Below are 20,092 nucleotides of genomic sequence, written 5' to 3'. Positions count from 1 at the left end.
TCCTGTGCTCGCTGCTGCCCGGCCCGTCACAGCTGGCCGACGTCGGTGACGCGGACGATGGCCCGGCCCTCCGCGTCCGAGGCGGTGAGGTCGACCTCCGCGCTGATGCCCCAGTCGTGGTCGCCGTTCGGGTCGTGGAAGATCTGCCGGACCCGCCACAGGGCGTTCTCCGGCTCCTCCTCGATGAGCAGCAGCTTGGGGCCGCGGGCGTCGGGGCCGGTGCCGAGATCCTCGTACTCGTCCCAGTACTTGTCCATCGCCTCGCCCCACGCGTCGGCGTCCCAGCCGGACTCCCCGTCCATCTCGCCCAGTTCCCCGACGTGGTCGAGTGCGGCCAGTTCCACGCGGCGGAACATGGCGTTGCGGACCAGGACGCGGAAGGCGCGCGCGTTGGCGGTGACCGGCTTGACCTCGTCGGCCTTCTCCTGGGCCTCCTCGGCGGTCATCTCCGCCGGGTTGGCCAGCTGCTCCCACTCGTCCAGCAGGCTGGAGTCGACCTGGCGCACCATCTCACCCAGCCAGGCGATCAGGTCCTGGAGGTCCTCGGACTTGAGGTCGTCCGGGACGGTGTGGTCGAGGGCCTTGAAGGCGCTGGCGAGATAGCGCAGCACGATGCCCTCGGTGCGGGCCAGCTCGTAGTGGGACACCAACTCGGTGAAGGACATCGCCCGTTCGTACATGTCGCGGATGACCGACTTCGGCGACAGCGGATGGTCCCCGACCCAGGGGTGGCTCTTGCGGTACGTGTCGTACGCGTGGAAGAGCAGCTCCTCCAGGGGCTTGGGGTACGTGATGTCCTGGAGGCGCTCCATGCGCTCCTCGTACTCCACGCCGTCGGCCTTCATCGCGGCGACGGCCTCGCCGCGCGCCTTGTTCTGCTGGGCGGCGAGGATCTGCCGCGGGTCGTCCAGGGTCGACTCCACGACGGACACCATGTCGAGCGCGTACGACGGCGACTCGGGGTCGAGCAGTTCGAACGCGGCGAGCGCGAACGTGGACAGCGGCTGGTTGAGCGCGAAGTCCTGCTGGAGGTCGACCGTGAGGCGCACGACGCGGCCGGTGGCGTCCGGATCGTCGAGCTTCTCGACGATGCCGCCGTCCAGCAGCGAACGGTAGATCGCGATGGCGCGGCGGATGTGCCGCAACTGCTGCTTGCGCGGCTCGTGGTTGTCCTCCAGCAGCCGGCGCATCGCCTCGAAGGCGTTGCCGGGGCGGGCGATCACCGACAGCAGCATGGTGTGCGTCACCCGGAACCGGGAGCTCAGCGGCTCCGGTTCGGAGCCGATGAGCTTCTCGAAGGTCTGCTCCGACCACGCGACGAAGCCCTCCGGGGCCTTCTTGCGAACGACCTTGCGGCGCTTCTTCGGATCGTCGCCCGCCTTGGCGAGGGCCTTCTCGTTCTCGACGACGTGCTCGGGCGCCTGCGCGACGACAAAGCCCTCCGTGTCGTACCCGGCCCGTCCGGCCCGGCCGGCGATCTGGTGGAACTCCCGGGCCCGCAGGGTGCGCACACGGGTGCCGTCGTACTTGGTGAGGGCCGTGAACAGCACCGTGCGGATGGGGACGTTGACGCCCACGCCGAGCGTGTCCGTGCCGCAGATGACCTTCAGCAGACCGGCCTGCGCGAGCTTCTCCACCAGACGGCGGTACTTGGGCAGCATGCCGGCGTGGTGCACACCGATGCCGTGCCGGACGTAACGGGAGAGGTTGCGGCCGAACTTGGTGGTGAAGCGGAAGTTGCCGATCAGCTCGGCGATCTTCTCCTTCTCCTCACGCGAGCACATGTTGATGCTCATCAGCGCCTGCGCCCGCTCCACGGCCTGCGCCTGGGTGAAGTGCACGATGTACACGGGCGCCTGCCGGGCCGCCAGCAGGTCGGTGAGCGTCTCGGTGAGCGGGGTGTAGCGGTACTCGTAGGACAGCGGCACCGGCCGGGTCGCCGAGCGGACCACCGCGGTCGGGCGGTTCGTGCGGCGGGTCAGGTCCTTCTCGAAGAAGGAGACGTCGCCGAGCGTCGCCGACATCAGGACGAACTGCGCCTGCGGCAGCTCCAGGATGGGGATCTGCCAGGCCCAGCCGCGGTCCCCCTCGGCGTAGAAGTGGAACTCGTCCATCACGACCTGGCCGACGTCCGCGTCCTTGCCGTCGCGCAGCGCGATCGACGCCAGCACCTCGGCGGTGCAGCAGATCACGGGGGCGTCGGCGTTCACGGACGCGTCGCCGGTCAGCATGCCGACGTTCTCGGTGCCGAAGATCTTGCACAGCTCGAAGAACTTCTCCGACACCAGAGCCTTGATCGGGGCGGTGTAGAAGGTGACCTCGTCCCGGGCGAGAGCCGCGAAGTGCGCGCCCGCCGCGATCATGCTCTTGCCGGAGCCGGTGGGTGTCGACACGATCACGTTCGCACCGGAGACCACCTCGATCAGCGCCTCCTCCTGGTGGGAGTAGAGCGTGAGCCCCCGCTCTCCGGCCCACGACTCGAAGGCTTCGTACAAGGCGTCGGGGTCGGCGGTCCGCGGCAGCTGATCGATGAGGGTCACGCCCCCCATCTTGCCTGGCCCGATGCCCGATGCGGGAATCGGCTGCGGGCCCGAAGATCACGAACGCTACGCTGGGGCGCCGGCGGGACGTCAGCGCGCCCGGTCAACTGGACAGCGGCACATGAGGAATGGGGCGGGCAGCGGCCATGATGGGACCAGCACACTCACTGTCGGGAGCGGCCGCCTGGCTCGGTGTCGGTGCGGCCGCCGCGGCGGCCGGGCACCCGATGCCCTGGCCGGTCCTCCTCGTCGGTGCCCTGATCTGCGCCGGAGCCGCCCTCGCCCCGGACCTCGACCACAAGGCGGCGACCATCTCCCGGTCCTTCGGACCGGTGTCGCGCTGGCTGTGCGAGATCGTCGACAAGCTGTCCTACGCCGTCTACAAGGCCACCAGGAAGCAGGGCGACCCGCGCCGCTCCGGCGGGCACCGCACCCTCACGCACACCTGGCTGTGGGCGGTACTGATCGGTGCGGGCACCTCCGCCGTGGCGATCACCAGCGACCGCTGGGGCGTGCTCGCGATCCTCTTCGTGCACATGGTCCTGGCCATCGAGGGCCTGCTGTGGCGGGCGACGCGCGGCTCCAGCAGCGAGGTCCTGGTGTGGCTGCTGGCCGCGACCACCGCGTGGATCCTCGCGGGTGTCCTGGACAAGCCGGGCAACGGCGCGGACTGGCTGTTCACGGCGCCGGGCCAGGAGTACCTGTGGCTGGGGCTGCCGGTGGTGCTGGGGGCGATCGTGCACGACATCGGGGACGCGCTCACCGTGTCCGGCTGCCCGATCCTGTGGCCCATCCCGGTCGGGCGCAAGCGCTGGTACCCGATCGGGCCGCCGAAGGCCATGCGGTTCCGGGCGGGCAGCTGGGTCGAGCTCAAGGTGCTGATGCCGGTGTTCATGCTGCTCGGCGGGGTGGGCTGCGCGGCGGCGCTCAACGTCATCTGAGCGCGGCCCCCGAAGCCGAGCGTCAGCCGCCGCCGAGCCTCAGCCGCCGCCGTAGCGCCGCTCGAACGCGGCGACCCGGCCCTCCGAGTCGACCGTGCGGGCCTTGCCCGTGTAGAAGGGGTGGCTCTCCGAGGAGATCTCCACGTCCACGACCGGGTAGGTCTCGCCGTCGTCCCACTCGATGGTCCGGTCGCTGGTGGCGGTGGACCGGGTGAGGAACGCGTACCCGGCGGCGCGGTCGCGGAAGACGACGGGGTGGTAGTCGGGCTGCTTGTCCTGCTGCATGCATGCTCCTCGAACGGCTCGGGCCGGTTCTGTGATCAGCCGGACAGGGTGTCCTCGTCGACGATGTGCACGGCGGCCTCCTCGGCCGACGCCGCGGCGCCGTCGATGCCCACGTCCATGGCGACCAGTGCCTCCTCCTCGTCCTCGTGGGCGCCCTCGTCGGGTGCCACGAGCCGGCCGGAGCGCGCGGCGCCGACCTCGTTGTCCAGGAGTTCCCCGTCGGTGCCCTCGCAGTCCCCGAGACCGTCGCCGTCGGGGGCGGCGGCATCCGGCAGCTCCTCGGAGAGCCGCTGGTCCAGCGTCTCGCCCCGCTGCCGCTCGGCCGCCGTCACTCCGAGATGCTCCACGGCCCAGGGCCGCTCGGGAGGGGACCAGCCCCGGTCCAGGGGATCGTCGACGCCGTCGTTCTCCAGGGTGTCCTCGGCGTCGAGCAGCCCCGTGTCCTCCCTCTGCTCGTCTTGGTCCGGCTGGTAGACGTCGTCTCCCCAGCCGTCGGAGCTGTTCACGGGTACCTCCAGGGGGTGGGGACGGGCCCGTTCTCACGGGGCCCGTGCCGGGCCGCCGCCGCACGGAGCACTGACACCGCCCGAACCGCTGGTTCCCGGGCGTTCCCCGAGCCGGTGCCTGATTCCAGCCTTCCACCCCGGCTCGGGACCGCGCAACGCCAAGGACGCGGCGGCCCCGGAGCGAGTGCCCCTCCCCGCCCCTTCCCGCTCGTCCCGTCCGTCGGCCCACGGGCTCCTCCCGTCCCCCGGGCCACGGCTCACCCGTGCCACGACCTCCACAGCGCCGCGTACGCCCCGTCCGCCACGACCAGCTCCTCGTGGCTGCCCAGCTCGCTGATCCGGCCGTTCTCGACGACGGCGATGACGTCCGCGTCATGGGCGGTGTGCAACCGGTGCGCGATGGCGACGACGGTGCGGCCGTCGAGGACGCGGGCCAGGGACCGCTCCAGGTTGCGGGCGGCGCGCGGGTCGAGCAGCGACGTCGCCTCGTCCAGGACCAGCGTGTGCGGGTCGGCCAGCACCAGGCGGGCCAGCGCGATCTGCTGGGCCTGGGCCGGGGTGAGCGCCACCCCGCCCGAGCCGACCTCGGTGTCCAGGCCCTCCTCCAGCGCCCGGGCCCAGCCGTCCGCGTCGACCGCGCCCAGCGCCGCCCACAGCTCGGCGTCGACGGCACCGGTCCTCGCGAGCCGGAGGTTGTCGCGCAGGGACCCGACGAAGACGTGGTGCTCCTGGTTCACCAGGGCCACATGGGAGCGGACGCGCTCGGCGGGCATCCGGGACAGCTCGGCGCTGCCCAGGGTGATCCGGCCCTCCCGGGGCGCGTAGATCCCGGCGAGCAGCCGGCCCAGCGTGGACTTGCCCGCACCCGAGGGGCCGACCAGGGCCAGCCGGGTGCCGGGGGAGACCTCCAGGGACACCTTGCGCAGGACGTCCACGCCCTCCAGGTAGCCGAAGTGCACCCGCTCGGCGTGCACATGACGCCCCTGGGGGGCCACCGACGGATCCCCGGCGTCCGGCTCGATGTCCCGGACCCCGACGAGCCGGGCCAGCGACACCTGCGCCACCTGCAGCTCGTCGTACCAGCGCAGGATCATGCCCACCGGGTCGACCAGCATCTGGGCGATCAGCGCGCCGGTCGTCAGCTGGCCGACGTCGATCCACCCGTGCAGGGCGAACACACCGCCGATCATCAGGACCGAGGCGAGCACGGTCACGTGGGTGATGTTGACGACCGGGAAGAGCACCGACCGCAGCCAGAGCGTGTACCGCTCCCATGCCGTCCACTCCTGGATCCGGCGCTCCGACAGCGCGACGCGGCGGTCGCCGAGGCGGTGGGCCTCGACGGTGCGCCCGGCGTCCACGGTCTCGGCGAGCGCGGCGGCCACCGCGGCGTAGCCGGCGGCCTCCGAACGGTAGGCCGAGGGGGCCCGCCGGAAGTACCAGCGGCAGCCGACGATCAGCAGCGGCAGGGCGAGCAGCACGGCGAGCGCCAGCGGCGGCGCCGTGATCACCAGACCGCCCATCAGCAGGACCACCCACACCACGCCGATCGACAGCTGCGGCACGGCCTCGCGCATGGCGTTGCCCAAGCGGTCGATGTCCGTCGTGATGCGCGACAGCAGGTCGCCGGTCCCGGCCCGCTCCAGCACCCCGGGCGGCAGCCCGACCGACCGCACGAGGAAGTCCTCGCGCAGGTCGGCCAGCATCCGCTCGCCCAGCATCGCGCCGCGCAGCCGCACCTGACGGACGAACACGGCCTGGACGGCCAGCGCGGCCACGAAGAACCCGGCCGTGAGCTCCAGCCGCAGGTCCCGTGCCCCGTCGGACACCCGCTCCACCAGTCCGCCCAGCAGCCAGGGACCGGCCATCGAGGCGATCACGGCGGCCGTGTTGACGGCGACCAGCAGCAGGAACGCCCGCCGGTGCCGGCGCAGCAGTTCGGCCACGTAGGCGCGGACGGTCTCGGGGGCGCCGACCGGCAGGGTGTTCGCCGTGGTCGGGGCCGCCGGGTCGTACGCCGGTGGCGCGACGCCGATCATGCCTTCTCCTCGATCTCTTCCAGTTCCTGCAGTACGTCGTTCAGGGCGACGGAGCCGTCCAGCGCGGGCTCGTCGTCCGTCTCGCGCGTGACCACCGCCCGGTAGCGGGGCTCGGTACGCACCAGCTCACGGTGGGCGCCGACCGCCACGGCCTCGCCGTCGTGCAGGAACACGACCCGGTCGGCGCGGTCCAGCAGCAGCGGGGAGGAGGTGAACACCACGGTCGTGCGCCCCGCGCGCAACTCCCGCACGCCTTGCGCGATGCGTGCCTCGGTGTGCGAGTCGACGGCCGAAGTCGGCTCGTCCAGGACGAGCGCCTCCGGGTCGGTGATCAGCGACCGGGCCAGCGCGAGCCGCTGCCGCTGACCGCCGGACAGGGACCGGCCGCGTTCGGTGATCCGCGCGTCCATGGGGTCGGCGGCGTCCAGCGAGCCCTGCACCAGCGCGGCCAGCACGTCGTCGCACTGCGCGGCGGCCAGCGCCGCCTTGGGCGGGACGGCACCCGACGCGGGTACGTCGAGCAGCTCGCGCAACGTGCCGGACAGCAGCACCGGGTCCTTGTCCTGGACGAGGACGGCCGTACGGGCGCTGTGCAGCGGCAGTTCGTCGAGCGGCACACCGCCCAGCAGCACCGAGGTGCCCTCCTGGGGCGGGTGCCCGCCCAGTCGTTCCGCCAGCACTCCCGCCGCGTCCGGGTCGCCGCACACCACGGCCGTGAGCCGGCCGGCGGGTGCGAGCAGCCCGGTCTGCGGGTCGTACAGGTCACCGGAAGGGACGTCGGCGGCGCGCGACCCGGCGGTGTCCGTGGGCCGCTGGAGCGACAGCACTCCCGCGGTCCGCTTGGCGGAGGGCCGGGAGAAGGAGTACGCCATGGCGATCTCCTCGAAGTGCCGCAGCGGGTAGGTGAGGACCATCACCGAGCTGTAGACGGTGACCAGTTCGCCGACGGTGATCCGGCCCTCGCGCGCCAGCCGCACGCCGTACCAGACGACGGCGATGAGCAGCAGTCCCGGCAGCAGGACCTGGATCGCGGAGATCAGGGACCACATCCGGGCGCTGCGCACGGCCGCGTGGCGGACCTCCTGGGAGGCGCTGCGGTAGCGGTCGAGGAACAGCTCCTCGCCGCCGATGCCGCGCAGCACGCGAAGGCCGGCGACGGTGTCCGAGGCGAGTTCGGTGGCGCGTCCGGCCTTCTCGCGCTGGGTGTCGGCGCGCCGGGTGGCGCGGGGCAGCAGCGGCAGCACGGCGAGTGCCAGCGCGGGCAGCCCCACGGCGACGACCACGCCGAGCGCCGGCTGGTAGACGAGCAGTCCGACGCAGACCAGCAGGACGGTGACCACGGCCGCGGTGAAGCGGGACAGGGCCTCGACGAACCAGCCGATCTTCTCGACGTCCCCCGTCGAAACCGCCACCACTTCTCCGGCCGCGACCCGCCGGGTCAGCGCCGAGCCCAGATGGGCGGCCTTGCGGGCGAGGAGTTGCTGGACGCGGGCGGCCGCCGTGATCCAGTTGGTGATCGCGGTGCGGTGCAGGAAGGTGTCGCCGACCGCGTTGCCCACGCAGGCCAGCGCCAGCAGGCCGCCGGCCAGGGCGAGCCGGGTGCCGGAGCGGTCGACGACGGCCTGCACGGCGACCCCGACACAGAACGGCAGCGCGGCGACGGAGGCGAAGTGCAGCAGCCCCCAGGCCAGCGAGGTGAGCTGACCGCCCAGCTGATTGCGGAAGAGCCACCACAGGAATCGGGGACCCGAACGCGCGTCGGGCACACCCGGGTCGGGGTACGGAAGGTCTTGAATCTGCATGACGTCCCAGTGGCTCGTGTCAGGGGGATGGGGTCCGGCCGAAGGCAGCAAACCGTGACAGGTTCGCCTCGCCGCGTGGTCGGAGGCAACAGGTTTTCCGTCCACCGAACGGAACCGGCCGACAGGGCGGGAACAGAGCTGCCCCGGCGGGCCGGTACTCATTGCGGAGGCGGCCGGGGCCCCGTAGAACACCGCCCATGAAGAGACGGATCGTCATGTCCATGCTTGCCGGAGCGGCCCTCCTGGCGAGCACCCTCCTCGGCACCGGACCCGCCGGTGCGGCGGACGTCCCGGCCCCGGCCGCCGGTGCCCCAGCCGAGTTCGGCACCGACTGGCACGACCCGGTCACGGCCGCCCCACCCGTCCAGAGGCCCGCTGGAAAGTCCTGCGAAGTCACCCTCGCCCAGGCGCGGTTCCGTGACTTCACCCCGTACCGCGGCACGTACACCCCGCCCGAAGGCTGCGGAGCCCGCTGGAGCAAGGTGGTGCTGCGGCTCGACGGCAAGGTCAAGGGGCGTCAGTACGACCGGCTCGGCCACCTCCACGTCGGCGGGGTCGAGATCTTCCGGACGTCGACGCCGCAGCCCTCACCGGACGGCATCGAGTGGTCCGTGGAGAAGGACGTCACGCGCTACAGCGAGACCTTCCGCACGAGCCGGGACGTCGAGATGCTCATCGGCAATGTCGTCGACGACACCTACACGGGCGTCCTCGACGTCAAGGTCACGCTGACGTTCTACCCGGGCCGCCCCGACGGGAGGAGCCCCGACCGGGTCCTCACCCTCGACGGCGACTCGGCCCTCACGACCCCGCGCAACAGCGAGCGCATCGTCGCCGAGGTGTACGCGACCGGCTCCGGCGGCGGCTGCGAGGAGTACTGGTACCTGACGGTGCCCGAGCCCGCGCCGTACTCCTGCAAGGCCGGTCAGGGCCCGTACCGGGAGGTGCGGGTCAGCGTGGACGGCCGGCTCGCCGGCATCGCCGCACCGTTCCCGACCGTGTGGACCGGGGGCTGGTCCAACCCGTTCCTCTGGTACGTGATCCCGGGCCCGCGCGCCTTCGACGTCAAGCCGATCACCTACGACCTCACCCCCTTCGCCGGGATCCTCAACGACGGCCGCCCGCACCGCGTCGAGGTCTCGGTCGTCGGCGTGCCCGAGGGGCAGGCCGGCTGGAGCACGCCCGTGAACGTCCTCGTCTGGCAGGACGAGCAGCGCGAGCGGGTCACCGGCAAGCTCACCGTGCACAGGGAGGGCGACCTCACCGACTCGTCGGTGTACACGCCCGGTTCGGAGCACCGGGTCGACACCGATGGTGCCCACCGGCTGACCGTCGGCGGCTACGTCGACACGTCGCACGGCCGCGTCAGGACCACTGTCAGCCGCTCGCTCGCCCACGCCTCCACACACCGCTGGACCGACGGCGAGACGCGTGACGCTCTGGAGGCCACCTGGAGCGACGACGAGTCGGTGACCGTCGACGGCCGCACCACGCGCACCCACCGCACCTACACGATGGACGGCACGACCACCCTGGGCGCGGGCGACCGGCTGCGCACCGTGCTGGCGCTCGGGGATCGCGCCATGACCGTCGAGACGCGCGGTGCGCGGCGCACCGCGTGGTCGCGGCTGGACGACACGTACACCGGGGACGCGACGTATACGGCGAACGTGCCGCGCGACCAGCGCCGGGCGGTCGGCACCACCAGCGAGCGCTACCGGCTGTACGGCTCGCGCGGCTGCCACGACCGCACTCTGACCACGGCGCAGGGGGCGGTCACCGGGAACCTCAGCCGTTGCTGAGGCAACGGGTGTGACGCGTGTGACGCGCCTCACGCAGGGCTTTTACATGGCTGAAACGTTGCGGTCTTGTGCGCGATCAAGACAGCCTCCAGAGTGTTCGGTCACGGAAACCGCTTTCCGTATTGCAGAAGTCCCCTCCGGCTTCTGTGTCTCCCGTTCCCCTAGGAGGCCTCGTGCCACCGTCTGTACCGTCCCTGCCGCGGCGCGTCGCCCGCACCCTGCGTACCTCGCTCTTCGCGCAGGTCCTCTGCGCCCTCGTCCTCGGAATCGTCGTCGGAAAGCTGTGGCCGGACACGGCCACGGCTCTCCAGCCGCTCGGCGACGGTTTCACCCGGCTCATCAAGACGGTGATCTCGCCGCTCGTGTTCTGCGTGGTCGTCGTCGGCATCGCCAAGGCCGGTGACCTGAAGGCATTCGGCCGGATCGGGGTCAAGGCCCTCATCTGGTTCGAGATCGCCTCCACGGCCGCCCTGGTCATCGGCCTCGTGGCCGCCAACGTCGTCGGCCCCGGCAAGGGCATGAACGTCGACCCCTCCTCGCTGAACGCCGCCGCGGTGGACGAGACGACGGGCGGTGGCCATCTGCCCACGACGACCGAGTTCGTCCTGAACGCGCTGCCGCAGAGTTTTGTCGGCGCCTTCGCCGAGAACGAGCTGCTCCAGGTCCTCATCCTGGCCTGTCTGGTCGGCGCCGCCCTGCTGCACGTCGGGCACACCAAGGTGCCGAAGATCCTGCCCGCCGTCGAGCAGGCCCAGGAGATCATCTTCGCGGTCGTCGGCTTCATCATGCGGCTGGCCCCGCTCGCGGTGTTCGGCGCGATGGCCCACCTGGTCGGCAGCTACGGCCTGGGCGTGATGAGGACGTACGCCAAGCTCATCGTGCTCTGCTATGTGGCCGCGGCGCTGTTCCTCGCACTGCTCGCCATCGCCCTGAAGGCCGTCACCGGGCTCAGCCTGTGGAAGTTCCTGCGCTACATCCGCGAGGAGATGCTGCTCGCGCTCGGTACCGCGTCCACCGAGTCGGTCATGCCGCGCGTGATGCAGAAGCTGCGCCGGGCCGGAGCCCGCGACGACGCCGTGGGGCTGGTGCTCCCCACCGGCTACTCCTTCAACCTCGACGGCGCCTCGCTCTACCTGTCCATCGGCACCCTGTTCATCGCCCAGGCCGTGGGCGTGGACCTGAGCCTCGGCCAGCAGATCACCGTCGTCCTGGTGCTGATGCTGACCAGCAAGGGCATGGCGGGCATCCCCGGTTCGGCGTTCCTCGCCCTGTCCGCGACCGCCTCGTCCCTGGGGGCGATCCCCGCCGGGGCCGTCGCGCTGCTGCTCGGCGTGGACCGCATCATGGACTCGATGCGCGTCGTCACCAACCTGCTCGGCAACTGCGTCGCCGTCTTCGCGGTGTCCCGCTGGGAGGGGGCCCTGGACACCGCGCAGGCGAAGAGGGTGCTCGACGGGGAGGACACCTCCGAGCCGGACGACGGTGACAAGGGCCCCGGCGGCGAGGTCGGCACCGAAGCGCTGGTTCCGGCCATCCCGGCCCAGAAACCCAAGGAACTCAAGGAGCCCACCACCGGGGCCGGTTGACCGAGGCCGAACGGGCCGCGGCCGGCGCTCCAGCAGGAGAGCGGCGGCCGCGCCCCGTTTCCGTGTTCCGGCCGGTCAGCAGGAGCGCACCGGCGTCCCGTCGATCAGCGTGTCCAGCAACCCCCCGAGTGCTTCCCGCTGATCCGCCGTCAGCGGCGCGAGGATCTCCTCCGCCGCCGACCTGCGCGCCGCCCGCAGCTCGCGCAGTGCGCCCCGGCCGTCGTCCGTGAGCTCGATGCGGATCACCCGCCGGTTCGCCGGGTCCGGGACCCGGCGCACCTTGCCGCTCGCCTCCAGGCCGTCGACCAGCGTCGTCACGGCCCGCGGCACCACCTCCAGGCGCTCGGCCAGATCGGCCATGCGCGGCGGCGAGCCCCAGTGCGCCAGCGTGCGCAGCAGCCGGGACTGGGCCGGGGTGATGCCGAGGTCGCGGTGCTCCAGATGACGCTTCTGGATGCGGTGCACGCGGCGGGTGAGCCGCAGCAACTGCTCGGCGAGCAGGCCGTCGGGGTCGGGCGTGGTCATGCGGGAACAATATCAGGATGACGTTCATTGTGAGTATAGGTAACAATGAGCTGTGATCTGATCCGCCGCGTCCCTCGTAGGAGCCCATGCATCCCGACCGTGAAGCCTCCTGGACCCCGCCGGCCGACTCGAAGGAGCAGCCCCGGCAGGTCCGCCGCATCCTCGGCCTCTTCCGCCCCTACCGGGGCCGCCTCGCGATCGTCGGCCTGCTGGTCGGTGCCGCGTCGCTGGTCTCGGTCGCCACGCCCTTCCTGCTGAAGGAGATCCTCGACGTCGCTATCCCCCAGGGGCGCACGGGCCTGCTCAGCCTGCTCGCCCTCGGCATGATCCTCAGCGCCGTCCTCACCAGCGTCTTCGGGGTTCTCCAGACCCTGATCTCCACGACGGTCGGCCAGCGCGTCATGCACGACCTGCGCACCGCCGTCTACGGCCGGCTCCAGCGCATGTCCCTCGCCTTCTTCACGCGCACGCGCACGGGCGAGGTGCAGTCGCGCATCGCCAACGACATCGGCGGCATGCAGGCCACCGTCACCTCCACCGCGACCTCCCTGGTCTCCAACCTGACCAGCGTGGTCGCGACGATCGTCGCGATGGTCGTCCTCGACTGGCGCCTGACGGTCGTCTCGCTGCTGTTGCTGCCGGTGTTCGTGTGGATCAGCCGCCGGGTGGGCAACGAACGCCGGAAGATCACCACCCAGCGCCAGAAGCAGATGGCCGCCATGGCCGCCACCGTCACCGAGTCGCTCTCCGTCAGCGGCATCCTGCTCGGCCGCACGATGGGCCGCTCCGACTCGCTGACGAAGTCCTTCTCCGACGAGTCCGAGGAACTCGTCGACCTGGAGGTGCGGTCGAACATGGCAGGCCGGTGGCGCATGGCCGTCATCACGATCGTCATGGCCGCCCTGCCCGCCGTCATCTACTGGACCGCCGGCATGGCACTCCAAATGGGCGGCCCCGAGGTCTCCATCGGCACGATCGTCGCCTTCGTCTCGCTCCAGCAGGGTCTGTTCCGCCCGGCCGTGAGCCTGCTGTCGACCGGTGTGCAGATCCAGACCTCGCTCGCCCTCTTCCAGCGCATCTTCGAGTACCTCGACCTGCCGATCGACATCACCGAGCGCCCCGACCCGGTCCGCCTCGACCGGGTCAAGGGTGAGGTCCGCTTCGAGAACGTCACCTTCGGCTACGACGCCAAGGACGGCCCGGTCCTCGACGGCATCGACCTCACCGTCCCGGCCGGCGGCAGCCTCGCGGTCGTCGGCCCAACCGGTGCCGGCAAGTCCACCCTCGGCTACCTGGTGCCCCGCCTGTACGACGTGACCGGCGGCCGCGTGACCCTCGACGGGGTCGACGTCCGCGACCTCGACTTCGACACCCTGGCGCGCGCGGTCGGCGTCGTCTCGCAGGAGACGTACCTCTTCCACGCCTCGGTCGCCGACAATCTGCGCTTCGCCAAGCCCGACGCCACCGACGAGGAACTCCACCAGGCGGCGAAGGCGGCGCAGATCCACGACCACATCGCAACCCTGCCCGACGGCTACGACACCGTCGTCGGCGAGCGCGGCCACCGCTTCTCCGGCGGGGAGAAGCAGCGCCTGGCCATCGCCCGCACCATCCTGCGCGACCCGCCGGTGCTCATCCTCGACGAGGCCACCAGCGCGCTGGACACCCGGACCGAGGGCGCCGTCCAGGACGCCATCGACGCCCTGTCGGCCAACCGCACCACCCTCACCATCGCCCACCGGCTGTCCACCGTGCGCGGTGCCGACCAGATCGTGGTCCTCGACTCGGGCCGCGCGGTCGAACGCGGCACGCACGAGGAGCTCCTGGAGGAGGGCGGCCGGTATGCGGCACTCGTACGCCGGGACGCCCAACTGGAACCGACAAGATGAAAATATGCCGGGTTTGTGACGATATGCGGGTTACCGTGCCCGCATGCAGAAGAACACTCCGCCACGGAGCACGATTCAACTGACGCGCCGGGGCCGCATCGCCCTCGTCGCGACCGGAGCCGTCGTGGTCGGTACCGCCGTGGCGGTGCCGCTGCTGACCCTGGGCACCGAGAAGGACAGCCGGCCCACGACCCTGGCCGTCCCGGAGGGCTGGCGCGCGAGCCAGGTCTACGCGGCCGTCGACAAGGCCCTCGCCCTGCCCGCCGGCAGTACGAAGAAGTCCCTGGACAAGGCCGTGCTGAAACTGCCGAACGAGGCCGAGGGCAACCCGGAGGGCTACCTCTTCCCGGCCACCTATCCGCTTCAGGAGAAGGGCACGCCGGACAAGCTCCTCGCGCTGATGGTCGACACCGCCAACGACAAGTTCAACGGCGCGCCCATCGCGGCCGGGGCGCAGCGCAACGCCATGAACGTGTACCAGGCCGTCACCATCGCGAGCATCGTCCAGGCGGAGGCGGCCACCAGGGCCGACATGGGCAAGGTGGCCCGGGTCATCTTCAACCGCCTCGAGCGCGGGATGCCGCTGCAGATGGACTCCACCCTCAACTACGCCCTCAATCGCTCCACCCTCCGCACGACGGAGAGCGACACCCGCATCGACAGCCCCTACAACTCGTACCAGCGCATGGGCCTGCCGCCCACGCCCATCGACAACCCCGGCGAGGAGGCGATGCGCGCGGCCGTCAACCCGCCCCCGGGCGACTGGCTGTACTTCGTCACGGTCCGCCCGGGCGACACCCGCTTCACCGCGGACTACCAGGAACACCAGCGCAATGTCGCGGAGTACAACGCGCAGAAGAAGAAGAGCGGGGCGCAGGCGGCCGGGTGAGGGCCCGGCGGGCCCGGTCCCGTCTCACGCCGCGACCGGCTCCCGCTCCAGCAGCCGCCTGATGTCCCGTACGGCCGCGCGACCGGCCCGGTTCGCTCCGATGGTGCTGGCCGACGGCCCGTAGCCGACCAGATGGACGCGGGGGTCCGCGGCCGCGTGGGTGCCTTCCATGCGGATGCCGCCGCCGGGGGCGCGCAGCCGGAGCGGGGCGAGGTGGTCGATGACGGGGCGGAAACCGGTGGCCCAGAGGATGACATCGGCGTCGGCATGACGGCCGTCGGTCCAGTCCACCCCGGTCGGCGAGATGCGGTCGAACATCGGCTGCCGGTCGAGCACACCGTCCTCGATGCCCTGCCGGATCGCGTCGTTGAGCGGCAGCCCGGTGACCGAGACAACGCTGCGGGGCGGCAGTCCCTGCCGTACCCGTTCCTCGACGAGCGCGACCGCCGCGCGCCCCGCGTCCTCGTCGAAGGGCCCCTCACGGAAGACGGGCGGGCGCCGCGTCACCCAGGTGGTGGCCGCCGCGTACGAGGCGATCTCCAGCAGGTGCTGGGTGCCTGAGGCGCCGCCGCCCACCACCACGACCCGCTGCCCGGCGAACTCCTCGGGCCCGGGGTACTGCGCGGTGTGCAACTGCCGCCCCCGGAAGGTCTCCTGGCCCGGATAGCGCGGCCAGAACGGCCGGTCCCAGGTGCCGGTCGCGTTGATCAGCGCCCGCGCCGACCAGTCGCCGTCCGAGGTTTCCACGAGCAGCCGCCCGCCGGGCCCCTCGCGCACGGCCCGTACGTCCACCGGGCGCCTGACCCGCAGGTCGAAGGTCCGCTCGTAACGGTCGAAGTACTCGCCGATCACCTCGGCGGACGGCCGCGCCGGATCCGCGTCCGTGAGCTCCATGCCCGGCAGGGCGTGCATCCCGTGCACCTTGCCGTAGGTCAGGGACGGCCACCGGAACTGCCAGGCGCCGCCGGGGCCGGGGGAGTGGTCCAGCACGACGAAGTCGCGGTCCGCCTCGAAACCGGATCGCCGCAGGTGATAGGCGCCTGCCAGACCGGCCTGACCAGCACCGATGACCACTGCCTCGACCTCGCGCGTGTTGTTCACGCTTCTACTAACGGGGACGGGGTCGGGGATCTTCCCGGCGGGGCGGCCCTGCGGCTCCGAACGAATGGACTCCTCCGGCCGGCGGACCGCAGGAAGGCCCCGGCCGGGGGCCGCCTGGTGATGAATTCCCGACCCGCCATCTTCCGGAAGAGGCGCCCCCTCATGCGACGTACTCCCTCCCGCCGTCTGCTCGCCGCGGCACTGCTCGTGGCGTCCGTACTGGCCCCCATGGCGACGTTGCCCGCCACGGCCGCCCCCACCCCCGCCCGGTACGGCCACGACGACGTCCGCCCGCCCGGCCACGACGACGTCCCGCGGCACGGCCTCGGCCCCGAGATCACCGAGCGGCTCGACCGGGCCATCGCGGAGGTCCGCGAGCAGGCCGGCATCCCCGTTGTCGTCGTCGGTCTGTGGATGCAGGGCAAGGGGAGCTACGTCCGCGCCACCCGAGTGGCCGACACCGTCACCCGTCTGCCGATGACCGCCGACTCCTCCGTCCGGATCGGCAGCGAGACCAAGACCTTCACGGCCACCGCGCTGTTCGAACTCGTCGAGGCCGTGACGCGCGGGCCCCCCGCCCGGCGGCGGGGGACCCCACGGCCGCCTCACGAACCAGTGGAAGGGCGCGCCTGTGTCGTCGACGGCGGCAGATCGCCGTTGAAGCGTGTGTCCGTGAACTCGGCGAAGTCCACCTTCCGCGGGATGAGCTTCAACGCCGTGAAGGTGTCGGCGATCTCCTGCTCGGAGGCGATCAGCGGCTTGTCGACGGCGACCGCGATCCGGGTCGTGTAGGTGCGCTTCACCGCGGCCAGCGCCACCTCCTCGGGAAGCCCGGTGTCCTGCGCCCAGACCTTCGCCCACTCCTCCTCGTGGTCGTACACCCAGGTGTAGGCGCGCCGCAGCCGCTCCAGGTAGTCCTTGAGGGCCGCGGCCTTCTTCTTGTCCTTCAGGGCGGCCGGGGCCGCGACCTGGAAGGTGTGGCCGTTGGTCACGCCGTCGCCGTCGGTCAGCACCCGCCCTTGCCGTGCCTGCAGGATCTGCGAGGTGTACGGGTCCCAGACCGCCCACGCGTCGACCTTGCCGGACGTGAACGCGGCGAGGGCGTCGGCCGGCTGGAGGTACTTGACCTTGACGTCGCTCAGCTTCAGTCCGGCCTTCTTCAGGGACGCGACCAGCTGGAAGTGCGCGGAGGAACCCTGGGCGACGGCGACCGAACGGCCCTTGAGCCGCTCGGGGCTCTTCAGGGGCGAGTCCTTCGGGACGAGGATGGTGTCGCCCCTGGACGTGCCGTGCCAGGCGGCCACGACCTTGATCTTCGAACCCGCGCCGGCCGCGAAGACCGGTGGGGTGTTGCCCACCCCTCCGGTGTCGACGGCCCCGGCGTTGATGGCCTCCAGCAGCGGCGGGCCGGAGGTGAACGTCGACCACTTGATCGTGTAGTCGAGATCCTTCAGCTCCCCGGCGGCCCGCAGGATGGCCTCCGAACCGCCTTTCTGGTCACCGACATGGAGAGTGACCGAGCCGTGCCCGTCGGTGCCGCCGTCCGACGTACCGGCTGCCGAGTTGCCGCCGCAGGCGGTGAGCAGGAGGGCGAGGGGGAGGAGCAGGGCGGCGGGGGTGAGGCGTCGTCGTCGCATGGCGGTTCCGTTCGTGTGGGCCGTACGGGGGTGTACGGGCGGTACGCGGGGAGGTTCAGGCGGCTTCGGCGGCCGTCGCCTCGACGCCGAGGCGTTCGAGGAGGCCGGCGCGCAGGGCGGCGAAGCGCGGGTCGGTGATGTCGCGGGGACGTTCGAGGCCGATGTGCTGCTCGTGGGCGATGACCCCGCGGTCCATCACCAGGACGCGGTCGGCGAGCAGCACGGCCTCCTCGACGTCATGGGTGACGAGGAGCACCGCGCAGCCGCGGCGCTGCCACAGCTCACCCACGAGCCGCTGGGCCTTGATGCGGGTGAGCGCGTCGAGTGCGCCGAACGGTTCGTCGAGCAGCAGCAGATCGGGCTCGCGCACCAACGCCCTGGCGAGAGAGGCGCGTTGGGCCTCGCCCCCGGAGAGGGTTTTGGGCCAGGCGTCCGTGCGGTGGCCGAGGCCGACCTCGTCGAGGGCCTGCTCGGCGACGGCGCGCCCGGGCGTGCCGGGCAGACCGAGCAGCACGTTGCGCCACACCTTCTTCCACGGCATCAGCCGCGGTGCCTGGAAGGCGACGGCCTTGCGGCGCGGCACCAGGACGCTTCCCTCGATGTCGCGGTCGAGCCCGGCGAGGATGCGCAGCAGCGTCGACTTGCCGCAGCCGCTGCGGCCGAGCAGGGCCACGAACTCGCCCGGCCGGACGTCCAGTCGCAGGTCGTCGATGACGGCACGGCCGTCGAAGGAACGGGTGAGACCCTCGACGTGGACCGCCTGGGGGGTCACCGGCCGGTGAACGTCGGTCGCCATTGCAGCAGCACCTTTTCGAGAGAGCGGACGATGAAGTCGGCGAGCAGGCCGAGGAAGGCGTAGACGACCAGGCAGACCACGATCACGTCGGTCCGCAGGAAGTCCCGCGCCTGCACCATGAGGAAGCCGATGCCGGAGTCGGCGTTGACCTGCTCGGCGAAGACCAGGGCGAGCCAGGCGATGCCGAGTGAGTAGCGCAGGCCGGTCATGGCGTTGGGCAGCGCGCCCGGGAGGACGACATGCCGCACGAGTCCCCACCGCGACAGTCCGAGGGATTCCCCGGCCTCGATCAACTGGGCGTCCACGCCCCGGATTCCGGCGTAGACGTTGAGGTAGAGCGGGAAGGTCACGCCGAGGGTGATGATGGCGACCTTGGGGGCCTCGCCGATGCCGAACCAGATGATGAACAGCGGGATGAGTCCCACGAACGGCACGGTCCGCAGCATCTGCACGGGCGCGTCCACGAGGTCCTCGCCGATCCGGAACAGGCCCGCGACCAGGGCGAGTCCGGTGCCGACGGCCAGACCGAGCAGCAGCCCGCCGGCGACCCGCTGGAGCGAGGTGCCCATGGCCGCGGGAAGGGAGCCGTCGGCCAGCATGTCTGCGGCGACCCGGGCTATCCGGCCGGGCGAGGCGAGCACGTCCGGGGGCAACGCGCCCGTGCCACTGAGGAGTTGCCACAACGCCAGTAGCAGCACCGGGCCGGTGGTGCGGCGCAGCCAGCGCGGGACGCGGGTGCGGCGGGAGGAGGTGGGGACGAGGGGCTGGAGGTCGAGATCATAAACCGATACAGGCGAAATATCGGGTTCTTCCGACACGGGCGGGGCATGGCTGATGCTCATGAGGGCTCCACAGGGGGAGAGCGTGGGCTGGGGAGAGCGCGGGCCCGGGGGAGGGTGAGGCCCTGGGAGGCGTGCCTCGCCGCCGCCGGGCCGGCGGGATCAGGAGTGATCAGCGGGCAGGCGGAACGTCGGCGAAGCAGCCGGGAGGTGAGGAGAGGAGGGCGTCAGCAGCCGCGGCGACACGCGGCGGAGGCCACCCGCAGCAGGTCGATGTGACCGCGCGTGGTGAGCAGGGCTGAACGCAACATGCCGTAGAACCTAGCCAGCTGGCATGCGCACGGTCAACGGCGTCTCGATCAGTGGGACGTCCGTATCGCCACCGCCCGGTGGCCCGGGGGAGCCCGGGGAAGCTCGGCGCGTGCGTCAGGATGGGGGCATGTCAGATGTCTTCACCACCCGAGTCCTGAACGTCAGCACCGGTGCCGCGGAGAGGGTCCTCGACATCACCGGTGACTGCGAGTCCTTCCTGCGTGAGGCGGCGGCCGGCCGCGACGGTCTCCTCAACGTCTTCGTGCCGCACGCGACGGCCGGCATCGCCGTCCTGGAGACCGGCGCCGGCAGCGACGACGACCTCCTGGCCGCGCTGCACACCCTGCTGCCCGCCGACGACCGCTGGCAGCACCGGCACGGCAGTCCCGGACACGGCCGCGACCACGTCCTGCCCGCCCTCGTCCCGCCCCACGCGACCCTGCCGGTGCTGGGTGGGCGGCTGGAACTCGGCACCTGGCAGTCGGTGTGCCTGGTGGACACCAACAGGGATAATCCGGAACGGAAGGTGCGCTTGAGTTTCCTGGGGTGAGTGCGGTTCCGCCGCCCCGGCCTGCCGGGCGCCGGTTCCGTGTGGCACTGGTGCGCCGTGACGCCTGCCCGTAATGCCCGTATCCTCATCAATGCCAGATTCTCTTCCGAGCA

The 20,092-nt window shown here is 71.5% G+C and carries 17 protein-coding genes and 1 pseudogene; 7 read left to right on the top strand and 11 right to left on the bottom strand.

Features of this window, described 5'->3' with window-relative positions:
* Positions 1-26: 26 nt before the first annotated feature.
* On the bottom strand, positions 27-2,540 hold the full coding sequence (locus CEB94_RS06095) for a DEAD/DEAH box helicase (RefSeq protein ID WP_175431184.1): 2,514 nt from the start codon (positions 2,538-2,540) through the stop codon (positions 27-29).
* 146 nt (positions 2,541-2,686) lie between these two features.
* On the opposite strand from CEB94_RS06095, the gene CEB94_RS06090 reads away from it, so the two are divergent.
* Complete coding sequence (locus CEB94_RS06090; protein ID WP_031137187.1) at positions 2,687-3,481, top strand: metal-dependent hydrolase; 795 nt, start codon at positions 2,687-2,689, stop codon at positions 3,479-3,481.
* A gap of 39 nt (positions 3,482-3,520) precedes the next feature.
* Here the strand turns inward: CEB94_RS06090 and CEB94_RS06085 are convergent, their stop codons facing one another.
* The 4 genes from CEB94_RS06085 to CEB94_RS06070 form a co-directional block, all read right to left on the bottom strand.
* Positions 3,521-3,766, bottom strand: a complete 246-nt coding sequence (locus CEB94_RS06085; RefSeq protein WP_175431183.1) for a type B 50S ribosomal protein L31 — start codon at positions 3,764-3,766, stop codon at positions 3,521-3,523.
* A gap of 35 nt (positions 3,767-3,801) precedes the next feature.
* On the bottom strand, positions 3,802-4,272 hold the full coding sequence (locus CEB94_RS06080) for a DUF5709 domain-containing protein (RefSeq protein WP_175431182.1): 471 nt from the start codon (positions 4,270-4,272) through the stop codon (positions 3,802-3,804).
* 257 nt (positions 4,273-4,529) lie between these two features.
* Positions 4,530-6,311: an ABC transporter ATP-binding protein gene (locus CEB94_RS06075; RefSeq protein WP_175431181.1), complete on the bottom strand. Its 1,782-nt coding sequence runs from the start codon at positions 6,309-6,311 to the stop codon at positions 4,530-4,532.
* On the bottom strand, positions 6,308-8,113 hold the full coding sequence (locus CEB94_RS06070; protein WP_175431180.1) for an ABC transporter transmembrane domain-containing protein: 1,806 nt from the start codon (positions 8,111-8,113) through the stop codon (positions 6,308-6,310). The genes CEB94_RS06075 and CEB94_RS06070 overlap by 4 nt, the downstream gene beginning before the upstream one ends.
* Before the next feature lie 197 nt (positions 8,114-8,310).
* Between CEB94_RS06070 and CEB94_RS06065 the strand changes: the two genes are divergently transcribed.
* Both CEB94_RS06065 and CEB94_RS06060 read left to right on the top strand, forming a co-directional pair.
* On the top strand, positions 8,311-9,915 hold the full coding sequence (locus tag CEB94_RS06065) for a peptide-N4-asparagine amidase (protein WP_175431179.1): 1,605 nt from the start codon (positions 8,311-8,313) through the stop codon (positions 9,913-9,915).
* Between the two features lie 173 nt (positions 9,916-10,088).
* On the top strand, positions 10,089-11,501 hold the full coding sequence (locus CEB94_RS06060; protein WP_175431178.1) for a cation:dicarboxylate symporter family transporter: 1,413 nt from the start codon (positions 10,089-10,091) through the stop codon (positions 11,499-11,501).
* A gap of 75 nt (positions 11,502-11,576) precedes the next feature.
* Here CEB94_RS06060 and CEB94_RS06055 read toward each other — a convergent pair whose 3' ends face one another.
* Positions 11,577-12,026: a MarR family winged helix-turn-helix transcriptional regulator gene (locus CEB94_RS06055; RefSeq protein WP_175431177.1), complete on the bottom strand. Its 450-nt coding sequence runs from the start codon at positions 12,024-12,026 to the stop codon at positions 11,577-11,579.
* 86 nt (positions 12,027-12,112) lie between these two features.
* On the opposite strand from CEB94_RS06055, the gene CEB94_RS06050 reads away from it, so the two are divergent.
* Positions 12,113-13,915, top strand: coding sequence for an ABC transporter ATP-binding protein (locus tag CEB94_RS06050; protein WP_175431176.1), 1,803 nt, complete (start codon positions 12,113-12,115; stop codon positions 13,913-13,915).
* 43 nt (positions 13,916-13,958) lie between these two features.
* A complete protein-coding gene (gene mltG / locus CEB94_RS06045; RefSeq protein WP_175431175.1) occupies positions 13,959-14,804 on the top strand; it encodes an endolytic transglycosylase MltG in 846 nt (281 codons plus the stop codon).
* A gap of 24 nt (positions 14,805-14,828) precedes the next feature.
* On the opposite strand, the gene CEB94_RS06040 is transcribed toward mltG, so the two are convergent.
* Positions 14,829-15,905 carry an NAD(P)-binding domain-containing protein gene (locus tag CEB94_RS06040; protein ID WP_175431174.1) on the bottom strand — a complete coding sequence of 359 codons (1,077 nt, stop codon included), beginning with the start codon at positions 15,903-15,905 and terminating at the stop codon, positions 14,829-14,831.
* A 120-nt stretch (positions 15,906-16,025) separates the two neighbouring features.
* On the opposite strand from CEB94_RS06040, the pseudogene CEB94_RS06035 reads away from it, so the two are divergent.
* Positions 16,026-16,448, top strand: a pseudogene (locus CEB94_RS06035) (serine hydrolase); the annotation flags it as partial.
* A 62-nt stretch (positions 16,449-16,510) separates the two neighbouring features.
* Here CEB94_RS06035 and CEB94_RS06030 read toward each other — a convergent pair.
* From CEB94_RS06030 to CEB94_RS42185, 4 genes are all read right to left on the bottom strand, one after another.
* Positions 16,511-17,542 carry an ABC transporter substrate-binding protein gene (locus CEB94_RS06030; RefSeq protein WP_175431173.1) on the bottom strand — a complete coding sequence of 344 codons (1,032 nt, stop codon included), beginning with the start codon at positions 17,540-17,542 and terminating at the stop codon, positions 16,511-16,513.
* Positions 17,543-17,597: 55 nt separating this feature from the next.
* Positions 17,598-18,338: an ABC transporter ATP-binding protein gene (locus CEB94_RS06025; RefSeq protein WP_175431172.1), complete on the bottom strand. Its 741-nt coding sequence runs from the start codon at positions 18,336-18,338 to the stop codon at positions 17,598-17,600.
* Positions 18,311-19,180, bottom strand: a complete 870-nt coding sequence (locus tag CEB94_RS06020; RefSeq protein WP_175431171.1) for an ABC transporter permease — start codon at positions 19,178-19,180, stop codon at positions 18,311-18,313. The genes CEB94_RS06025 and CEB94_RS06020 overlap by 28 nt, the downstream gene beginning before the upstream one ends.
* 164 nt (positions 19,181-19,344) lie before the next feature.
* Entirely contained in the window at positions 19,345-19,428 is an 84-nt protein-coding gene (locus CEB94_RS42185) for a putative leader peptide (RefSeq protein WP_349817350.1), read from the bottom strand.
* A gap of 128 nt (positions 19,429-19,556) precedes the next feature.
* On the opposite strand from CEB94_RS42185, the gene CEB94_RS06015 reads away from it, so the two are divergent.
* Positions 19,557-19,979, top strand: coding sequence for a YjbQ family protein (locus tag CEB94_RS06015; protein WP_031137210.1), 423 nt, complete (start codon positions 19,557-19,559; stop codon positions 19,977-19,979).
* The last annotated feature ends 113 nt before the right edge of the window (positions 19,980-20,092 follow it).

Source organism: Streptomyces hawaiiensis (genome assembly GCF_004803895.1).
Lineage (GTDB): Bacteria > Actinomycetota > Actinomycetes > Streptomycetales > Streptomycetaceae > Streptomyces > Streptomyces hawaiiensis.
The sequence above is the reverse complement of the archived record's forward strand: the minus strand, read 5'-3'. Positions and strand labels throughout refer to the sequence as shown.

Excerpts from the sequence above, each read along its gene's own strand:
- CEB94_RS06075 (WP_175431181.1), bottom strand. The coding sequence starts at position 6,311 with ATGATCGGCGTCGCGCCACCGGCGTACGACCCGGCGGCCCCGACCACG.
- CEB94_RS06090 (WP_031137187.1), top strand. The coding sequence starts at position 2,687 with ATGATGGGACCAGCACACTCACTGTCGGGAGCGGCCGCCTGGCTCGGT.
- CEB94_RS06055 (WP_175431177.1), bottom strand. The coding sequence starts at position 12,026 with ATGACCACGCCCGACCCCGACGGCCTGCTCGCCGAGCAGTTGCTGCGG.
- CEB94_RS42185 (WP_349817350.1), bottom strand. The coding sequence starts at position 19,428 with ATGTTGCGTTCAGCCCTGCTCACCACGCGCGGTCACATCGACCTGCTG.
- CEB94_RS06025 (WP_175431172.1), bottom strand. The coding sequence starts at position 18,338 with ATGGCGACCGACGTTCACCGGCCGGTGACCCCCCAGGCGGTCCACGTC.
- CEB94_RS06020 (WP_175431171.1), bottom strand. The coding sequence starts at position 19,180 with ATGAGCATCAGCCATGCCCCGCCCGTGTCGGAAGAACCCGATATTTCG.
- CEB94_RS06065 (WP_175431179.1), top strand. The coding sequence starts at position 8,311 with ATGAAGAGACGGATCGTCATGTCCATGCTTGCCGGAGCGGCCCTCCTG.
- CEB94_RS06085 (WP_175431183.1), bottom strand. The coding sequence starts at position 3,766 with ATGCAGCAGGACAAGCAGCCCGACTACCACCCCGTCGTCTTCCGCGAC.
- CEB94_RS06015 (WP_031137210.1), top strand. The coding sequence starts at position 19,557 with ATGTCAGATGTCTTCACCACCCGAGTCCTGAACGTCAGCACCGGTGCC.
- CEB94_RS06070 (WP_175431180.1), bottom strand. The coding sequence starts at position 8,113 with ATGCAGATTCAAGACCTTCCGTACCCCGACCCGGGTGTGCCCGACGCG.
- mltG (WP_175431175.1), top strand. The coding sequence starts at position 13,959 with ATGCAGAAGAACACTCCGCCACGGAGCACGATTCAACTGACGCGCCGG.
- CEB94_RS06050 (WP_175431176.1), top strand. The coding sequence starts at position 12,113 with ATGCATCCCGACCGTGAAGCCTCCTGGACCCCGCCGGCCGACTCGAAG.
- CEB94_RS06030 (WP_175431173.1), bottom strand. The coding sequence starts at position 17,542 with ATGCGACGACGACGCCTCACCCCCGCCGCCCTGCTCCTCCCCCTCGCC.